The 7576-nt window shown below is 72.7% G+C and carries 10 protein-coding genes; 9 read left to right on the top strand and 1 reads right to left on the bottom strand.

The window, feature by feature from the left end:
- Positions 1 to 7 precede the first annotated feature (7 nt).
- Complete coding sequence (locus ACK4HH_RS13075; protein WP_409652671.1) at positions 8 to 100, top strand: integrase core domain-containing protein; 93 nt, start codon at positions 8 to 10, stop codon at positions 98 to 100.
- Between the two features lie 30 nt (positions 101 to 130).
- On the opposite strand, the gene coaA is transcribed toward ACK4HH_RS13075, so the two are convergent.
- Positions 131 to 1075, bottom strand: a complete 945-nt coding sequence (coaA, locus tag ACK4HH_RS13070; protein ID WP_409652771.1) for a type I pantothenate kinase — start codon at positions 1073 to 1075, stop codon at positions 131 to 133.
- A 58-nt stretch (positions 1076 to 1133) separates the two neighbouring features.
- On the opposite strand from coaA, the gene glmS reads away from it, so the two are divergent.
- The 8 genes from glmS (at position 1134) to ACK4HH_RS13030 (ending at position 7510) form a co-directional block, all read left to right on the top strand.
- Positions 1134 to 2984: a glutamine--fructose-6-phosphate transaminase (isomerizing) gene (gene glmS / locus ACK4HH_RS13065; RefSeq protein WP_409652768.1), complete on the top strand. Its 1851-nt coding sequence runs from the start codon at positions 1134 to 1136 to the stop codon at positions 2982 to 2984.
- A gap of 39 nt (positions 2985 to 3023) precedes the next feature.
- Positions 3024 to 3380: a holo-ACP synthase gene (locus ACK4HH_RS13060; protein WP_409652765.1), complete on the top strand. Its 357-nt coding sequence runs from the start codon at positions 3024 to 3026 to the stop codon at positions 3378 to 3380.
- Positions 3377 to 4471: an alanine racemase gene (alr, locus tag ACK4HH_RS13055; RefSeq protein WP_409652762.1), complete on the top strand. Its 1095-nt coding sequence runs from the start codon at positions 3377 to 3379 to the stop codon at positions 4469 to 4471. The genes ACK4HH_RS13060 and alr overlap by 4 nt, the downstream gene beginning before the upstream one ends.
- 4 nt (positions 4472 to 4475) lie before the next feature.
- Positions 4476 to 4985, top strand: a complete 510-nt coding sequence (gene tsaE, locus ACK4HH_RS13050) for a tRNA (adenosine(37)-N6)-threonylcarbamoyltransferase complex ATPase subunit type 1 TsaE (protein WP_409652759.1) — start codon at positions 4476 to 4478, stop codon at positions 4983 to 4985.
- Complete coding sequence (tsaB, locus tag ACK4HH_RS13045) at positions 4969 to 5583, top strand: tRNA (adenosine(37)-N6)-threonylcarbamoyltransferase complex dimerization subunit type 1 TsaB (RefSeq protein WP_409652756.1); 615 nt, start codon at positions 4969 to 4971, stop codon at positions 5581 to 5583. Before tsaE ends, tsaB begins: the two co-directional genes overlap by 17 nt.
- Positions 5583 to 6053, top strand: coding sequence for a ribosomal protein S18-alanine N-acetyltransferase (gene rimI, locus ACK4HH_RS13040; protein ID WP_409652753.1), 471 nt, complete (start codon positions 5583 to 5585; stop codon positions 6051 to 6053). The genes tsaB and rimI overlap by 1 nt, the downstream gene beginning before the upstream one ends.
- Entirely contained in the window at positions 6050 to 7105 is a 1056-nt protein-coding gene (gene tsaD, locus ACK4HH_RS13035; RefSeq protein WP_409652750.1) for a tRNA (adenosine(37)-N6)-threonylcarbamoyltransferase complex transferase subunit TsaD, read from the top strand. The genes rimI and tsaD overlap by 4 nt, the downstream gene beginning before the upstream one ends.
- Before the next feature lie 105 nt (positions 7106 to 7210).
- Positions 7211 to 7510: a DUF4190 domain-containing protein gene (locus ACK4HH_RS13030; RefSeq protein ID WP_409652747.1), complete on the top strand. Its 300-nt coding sequence runs from the start codon at positions 7211 to 7213 to the stop codon at positions 7508 to 7510.
- The last annotated feature ends 66 nt before the right edge of the window (positions 7511 to 7576 follow it).

The raw sequence follows: 7576 nt of genomic DNA, 5'->3' as shown, positions 1-7576 counted from the left end.
TCGGACGGTGCTGCCAGAATGGGTGCGCTATTACAACACCCAGCGACCCCACGGCTCTCTCGGCCACAAGGCGCCCATGACCGTCCTCGCGGCGGCATGAACAACGTCACTGGGAACTACATCTAGCGCCTCAGATCTTGCGCAGCAGCACGGTCTCGACCGTGTGGTCGCTGGCCTTGCGCAGCACGAGCGACGCCCGCGCGCGCGTCGGCAGGATGTTCTGCACGAGATTGGGCTCGTTGATCTCGCGCCAGATCTCGCGCGACTTGAGCACCGCCTCGTCGTGGGTGAGCGAGGCGTAGCGGTGAAAGTAGCTGCGCGGATCGGCGAAGGCCCCGCGCTGCAGGGCCAGGAACCGCTCTTCGTACCACTGCGCGATGTCGCTCGTGCGGGCATCCACGTAGATCGTGAAGTCGAAGAGGTCGCTCACGGCCAGCGAGGCGCCGGGGCCGGGGGGCTGCAACACGTTGAGACCCTCGACGATGAGGATGTCGGGGCGGCGCACGATGATCTCGGCGCCCGGCACGCGGTCGTAGCTGAGGTGGCTGTAGACGGGCGCACGCACCTCGTCGGCTCCCGACTTCACGCGCGCGACGAACCGCAGCAGGGCGCGGCGGTCGTACGACTCGGGAAAACCCTTGCGGTGCAGGATGCCGCGACGGGCGAGCTCGGCGGTCGGCAGCAGGAACCCGTCGGTCGTCACACGCTCGACGCGCGGGGTGTCGGGCCAGCGCGAGAGCAGTTCGCGCAGCAGTCGCGCGATCGTGGACTTGCCGACGGCGACCGAGCCGGCCACGCCGATGACGAAGGGCGTGTGCGCGCCCGGCTCGCCGAGAAAGCTGCGCGTGGCCTGGTGCAGCTCGCGCGCGCCGACGGCGTAGAGGCTCAGCAGCCGGCTGAGGGGCACGTAGACCTCGGCGACCTCGCGCATGTCGAGCGCGTCGCCGAGACCGCGCAGCTGCACGAGCTCGGTCTCGGTGAGCGGATGCGCGGTGACCGGAGCGAGCGCCGACCAGCGCCGTCGATCGATCTCGTCGAACGGCGAGGTGTCGCGTGCTGCGCCCGGATCGCTCATCGGCTCCACAGTACCCCCGGGGGCGTCGGCGAGGACTCGAGCCGTAGAATGGTCCCTCATGTGCGGAATCGTGGGCTACGTCGGAACCCGGGGCAGCGTCGAGGTGCTGCTGGGGGGTCTCAAGCGGCTCGAGTATCGCGGCTACGACTCGGCCGGTGTCGCGGTCATCGGCGGCGACGGCGCTCTCGCGACGCGCAAGCGCGCGGGCAAGCTCGGCATGCTGACCGACGACCTCGCTGGCACCCCGATCGCCGACGGCCACACCGGCATCGGCCACACCCGGTGGGCGACCCATGGGGGACCGACCGACGGCAACGCCCACCCGCACCTCGGCGACGGCGGTCGCCTCGCGCTGATCCACAACGGCATCATCGAGAACTTCTTCGAGCTCAAGACCGAGCTGCTCGAGCGCGGCCACGCGTTCACCTCTGAGACCGACACCGAGGTCGCGGCGCTGCTCGTCGGCGACGCCTACCGCGAGTCGGGCGACCTGACGGCCGCGATGCTCGCGACCGTGCAGCGGCTCGAGGGCGCCTTTACGCTCGTCGCCGTGCATGCCGATCAGCCGAACGTCGTCGTCGGCGCTCGCCGCAACTCGCCGCTCGTCGTCGGGCTGGGCGACGGCGAGAACTTCCTCGGCTCCGACGTCGCGGCCTTCGTCGAGTACACGCACCGTGCCATGGAGATCGGGCAGGACCAGGTCGTCACGATCCGCCCCGACCGCGTCGAGGTCGTCGACTTCGGAGGCGCCCCCGTGACCCCCTCGACCTTCGAGGTCGATTGGGACGCCTCGGCCGCCGAGAAGGGCGGCTGGTCGAGCTTCATGGCGAAAGAGATCAGCGAAGAGCCCGAGGCCGTCGCCAAGACTATCCTCGGCCGAGTGCACGACGGGCTCGTCGACCTGCCCGAGGTGGCGGCGCTCGGCGACGACGTGCTCACGGGGCTCGACCGCGTGCTCATCATCGCGTGCGGCACGGCCTACTACGCGGGCCTCGTCGGCAAGTACGCGATCGAGCAGTGGGCGCGCGTCCCCGTCGACGTCGAGCTCGCGCACGAGTTCCGCTACCGCGAGCCCGTGCTCTCGCCGCGCACGCTCGTCGTGTCGATCAGCCAGTCGGGCGAGACGATGGACACCCTGATGGCCGTGAAGTACGCGCGCGAGCAGGGTGCCCGCACGCTCTCGATCTGCAACACGCAGGGCGCGACGATCCCGCGCGAGTCCGACGCCGTCGTCTACACGCACGCGGGCCCCGAGGTTGCCGTCGCGTCGACCAAGGCCTTCGTGGCCCAGATCACCGCGATCTACCTGCTGGGGCTGCAGCTCGGGCAGGTGCGCGGGGCGCTCGAGCCCGAGCGTGCGCGCGGCCTCGTCGCCGAGCTGCAGGCCGTGCCCGAGAAGCTCGCGGCCGTGCTGAGCTCGGGGGAGCGCATCCGCGAGATGGCGAAATGGATGGCCGATACGCAGTCGGTGCTGTTCCTCGGCCGGCACGTCGGCTACCCCGTCGCGCTCGAGGGCGCCCTCAAGCTCAAAGAGCTCGCCTACATCCACGCGGAGGGCTTCGCCGCGGGCGAGCTCAAGCACGGGCCGATCGCCCTCATCGAGCCCGGGCAGGTGGTGTTCGTGATCGTGCCGAGCCCGCGCGACCCGAGCTCGCTGCACGCCAAGGTCGTGTCGAACATCCAAGAGATTCGTGCCCGCGGCGCGCGCGTCATCGCGATCGCCGAAGCGGGCGACGTGGCCGTGCTGCCGCACGCCGACGAGGTCATCCGCATCCCGCTCGCCTCGCCGTTCTTCGAGCCGCTGCTCGCCGTCGTGCCGCTGCACATCTTCGGTATGGAGCTCGCGGCCGCGAAGGGGCTCGACGTCGATCAGCCGCGCAACCTCGCCAAGTCGGTCACGGTCGAGTAGGCCCGGGCAGCGGGCAGCGGGCAGCGGGCGGAGGGCACCATGGGCCGGATCGTCGGGATCGGGGTCGACGTCGTCGACCTCGCGCGCTTCGAGCGGGCCCTCAGCCGTACCCCGCGCTTGCGCGAGCGCCTCTTCGCCGACACCGAGCGCGACCTACCCCTGCGGTCTCTCGCGGGCCGCTTCGCCGCGAAAGAGGCCCTCATGAAGGCCCTCGGGGCGACCGATGGCGTGAGCTGGCATGACATGCGCGTCGTGCCCGACGCCGAGGGCAACCCCGACCTGGTCGTGAGCGGGCGCGCGGCCGAGATCGCGGCCGAGCGCGGCATCGCGAGCCTGCACCTGTCGATGTCGCACGACGCGGGCGTCGCGATCGCCTTCGTGGTGGCCGAGTCATGACCGGCCCGCTGCGCGAGGCGCGCATCTCGGCCGTGGCGATCAGCGCGAACACCGCAACCCTGCGCCGCCTCGTGCCGACGACTCACGCCATGGCGATCGTCAAGGCCGACGGCTACGGCCACGGCGCCGTCACGGCCGCGCGCGCCGCGCTCGAGGCAGGCGTCGACCACCTCGGCGTCGCCGACCTCGACGAGGCCTTCGAGCTGCGCGCGGCGGGCATCGATGCGCCCGTGCTCGCCTGGCTGCACGACCCCGAGGCCGACTTGTCGGCCGCGGCCGAAGCAGGCATCGCGCTCGGCGTCAGCTCGCGCGCTCAGCTCGCGCGCGCCGCGGCGAGCGGCCACCGCGCGACCGTGCACGTCAAGGTCGACACGGGGCTCTCGCGCAACGGCGTGATCGAGGCCGAGTGGGGCCCGCTCGTCGAGCGCCTCGCGGCGCACGTCGCCGCGGGCGAGATCGTGCTGGGCGGCGTCTTCAGCCATCTCTCGAACACCTCGCCCGACGACGATCGGGCGCAAGTGGTCGCTTTCGAGCGGTTTCTGGATGCGGTGCGCAGCGTCGGCCTCGAGCCGGGCCTGCGCCACCTCGCCGCGTCGGCCGCGGCGCTCGACCACCCCGCGACCCGCTACGACATGGTGCGGCTCGGCATCGGGCTCTACGGCATCGCGCCGGAGCGCCACCTGCGTGGCACGCTGCCGCTCGTGCCGGCGATGCGGCTGAGTGCGCGCGTCGTCGGGCTCAAGCGCGTGCCCGCGGGCAGCGGCGTCTCGTACGGCTACCGGCACCGCACGACCGCACCGACGACTCTCGCGCTCGTGCCTCTCGGCTACGCCGACGGCGTGCCGCGCGCAGCGGTCGATGCTCCCGTGCGCATCGGCGAGAGCGTGCACCGCGTCGTCGGCCGCATCGCGATGGACCAGCTCATCGTCGACGTGGGCGATACCCCCGTCGCGATTGGCGACCGTGCTGTGCTGTGGGGCGACCCGGCCGAGGGCGATCCGAGCGTCGACGCCTGGGCCGACGCCGCCGGAACGATCGCCTACGAGCTCGTCACGCGCCTCGGCCGGCGTGTGCACCGCACGGGGGCGTGAGCCGATGACGGTCTCGCTGACGATCGCCGACCCCGAGGCGATGGAGCGCCTGGGCGCCCTGCTCGCCGAGCAGCTGCGCGCGGGCGACGTGCTGCTGCTCACGGGCGAGCTCGGTGCGGGCAAGACGACGCTCACGCGCGGCCTCGGTGCCGCGCTCGGCGTGCGGGGTGCCGTGACGAGCCCGACCTTCGTGCTCGCGCGCACGCATCCACGCCCTGCGGCACCGCCTCTCGTGCACGTCGACGCCTACCGCCTGCGCGACGCCGCCGAGCTCGACGACCTCGACCTCGATTTCGCGGGGTCGATCGTCGTCGTCGAGTGGGGGGCCGGTCTGATCGAGCACCTCGTCGACGCGTGGCTCGCGGTCACGATCGAGCGGCCATCGGGCGCGGGTGCCGCGACCGATGACGATGCCGACCCCGACGCCGCGCCGATCGAGCCCCGCACGGTCTCGATCGAGGGCGTCGGTGCACGGTGGGCCGACCTAGGCTGGCTGCATGCTGCTGGCGATTGACACCTCCGCGGGCACCGCGGTGGCGGTCGTCGCGCTCGACGGGCGCGTGCTCGCCGAGCGCTCGACCGACGACACCCGGCGGCACGCCGAGGTCATCGGTCCGTTCCTCGACGCGGTGCTGCACGCGCCGGGTGTCTCGTCTGCCGCGCTCACGGGGGTCGTCACGGGCATCGGCCCGGGGCCGTACACGGGCCTGCGCGTCGGCATCGCGGCGGCGCGCGCGGTCGCGTTCGCGCGGGGCATCCCGCTGCTGCCGGTGCCCAGCCACGACGCCGTCGCGCTCGCCCTCGTCGAGGGGGGCATCGCCGCGGGGCGCTTCTCGGTCGTGACGGATGCCCGCCGCCGCGAGGTCGCCGTGACGACCTACTCGGCCGCACTGCCCCTGCCGACGGTCGTGGCGCCCGCGCACCTCGTCGCACGCCTCGCGTGGACCCCCGAGGAGGGCGTCGTCGCCCACGAGGTCGTCGAGATCCCCGCCGTGCCGCTCGCGCACGTCGCCCTCGCCCGGCTCGCGGCCGGCCTGCCGTTCGCCGCGCCCCAGCCGCTCTACCTGCGCGCGCCCGACGTGACGCTCTCGAGCCCAAAGCGGGTGAGCTGATGGCCGCCGAGCCCGAGGGCGTGCGCGTGCGCGACGCCGACCTCGCCGACCTCGACGCGATCATGGCGCTCGAGATCGCGACCTTCCCCTCCGACGCCTGGAGCCGCGAGATGATGGCCGCCGAGCTCTCCGCCCCGCACACGCGCTACGTCGTGGCGCAGGTCGCCGACGCCATCGTCGGCTACGCGGGCCTCAGCGCGCCCGCCGGGGCCACCCAGGCCGATATCCAGACCATCGCGGTCGTGCCCGCGCACCGCGGTCGCGGCGTCGGCGCCCTGCTCGTGCGGCTGCTGCTCGACGAGGCCCGCGCGCGGGGTGTCGACGACGTGCTGCTCGAGGTGCGTGCCGACAACCCCGGTGCTCAGCGGCTCTACGAACGGCACGGCTTCGCGGCGATCGCCGTGCGGCCGCGCTACTACCAGCCCGACGACGTCGACGCGGTCGTCATGCGCTGGGAGGTGACCTCGTGACCGTGCAGCCGCTGGTTCTCGGCATCGAGTCGAGCTGCGACGAGACGGGCATCGGTATCGTGCGCGGCACCACCCTGCTCGCCAACGTCATCTCGTCGTCGATGGAGGAGCACGCGCGGTTCGGCGGCGTCGTGCCCGAGGTCGCGGCGCGCGCTCACCTCGAAGCGCTCGAGCCCGCCCTGCAGCAGGCCCTCGCGACGGCCGGGGTGACGCTCGACGAGCTCGACGCCATCGCGGTGACGAGCGGCCCCGGCCTGAGCGGGGCCCTCATGGTGGGCGTCGGCGCCGCGAAGGCCCTCGCCGTCGCGCTCGACAAGCCCTTCTACGCCGTCAACCACCTCGTCGGGCACGTCGGCGCCGACGTGCTGCGCACCGAGGGCGAGCCGCAGATCGAGCTGCCCACGATCGCGCTGCTCGTCTCGGGCGGCCACACCTCGCTGCTGCACGTGCGTGACCTGACGAGCGACGTCGAGCTGCTCGGCGAGACGATCGACGACGCGGCGGGCGAGGCCTTCGACAAGGTCGCGCGCCTGCTGGGCCTGCCCTACCCGGGCGGCCCGCACATCGACCGCGTCGCGGCCGAGGGCGACCCGACCGCCGTGCGGTTCCCGCGCGGGCTCACGCTGCCGAAAGACCTCGAGCGGCACCGCTACGACTTCTCGTTCTCGGGCCTCAAGACAGCGGTCGCGCGGAACGTCGAGAAGCTGCGGGATGCGGGGCTCGAGGTGCCCGTCGCCGACATCGCCGCCTCGTTCCGCGAGGCCGTCGCCGACGTGCTCACGGCGAAGGCGATCGCGGCCTGCACCGACTTCGGTGTGCCGCGCCTGCTGCTCGGAGGGGGCGTGGCCGCGAACGCGCGGGTTCGGGGCCTGGCTGCCGAGCGGGCCGCGGCGGCCGGGGTCGAGCTCCGCATCCCGCCGCTGTCGCTGTGCACCGACAACGGCGCCATGATCGCCGCGCTCGCCGCGCAGCTGATCGCCGCCGGGCACCCGCCGTCGTCGCTCGACGTGAGCGCCGACTCGACGCTGCCCGTCACGCAGATTCAGGCCTGAACCGGGGTGACGCCCCGCGTCGTGGCGCGTTGACACTCCCTCAGGGCACTGCCAGCATGGTCGTGCCCGTTCGGGCCGCCACCGACCATCATCCAGGAGACCCCCATGTCTGACGTCACCCCGCCGCCCGCGGCAACCCCCTACTCGTCCGCGCCCGTCGGCCCGAAGACGAACACGCTCGCGATCGTCTCGCTCGTGCTCGCGTTCTTCATCTCGCTCGGCGCCATCATCTGCGGCCACATCGCGCTCAACCAGATCAAGCAGACCGGTGAGGGCGGCCGCGGCCTCGCGATCGCGGGTCTCGTGCTCGGCTACCTCGGGTTCTTCTTCGGTCTCATCGCGTTCATCGTCGCGCTGGTGTTCCCGTTCCTCATCGTCGGCTCGAGCGGCGGCTTCTCGTACTAATCGCCTGAGCGGATTCGAGGCTCGGGCCCCGGGGGGGCCACGGGGCGGGGCGCAAGGAAGTGGGGG

It is taken from the genome of Microcella sp., from assembly GCF_046296455.1.
In the GTDB taxonomy this organism is placed as follows: Bacteria; Actinomycetota; Actinomycetes; order Actinomycetales; family Microbacteriaceae; genus Microcella.
Note: the sequence above shows the minus strand (reverse complement) of the source record. Positions and strands in the feature narration are given on the sequence as shown.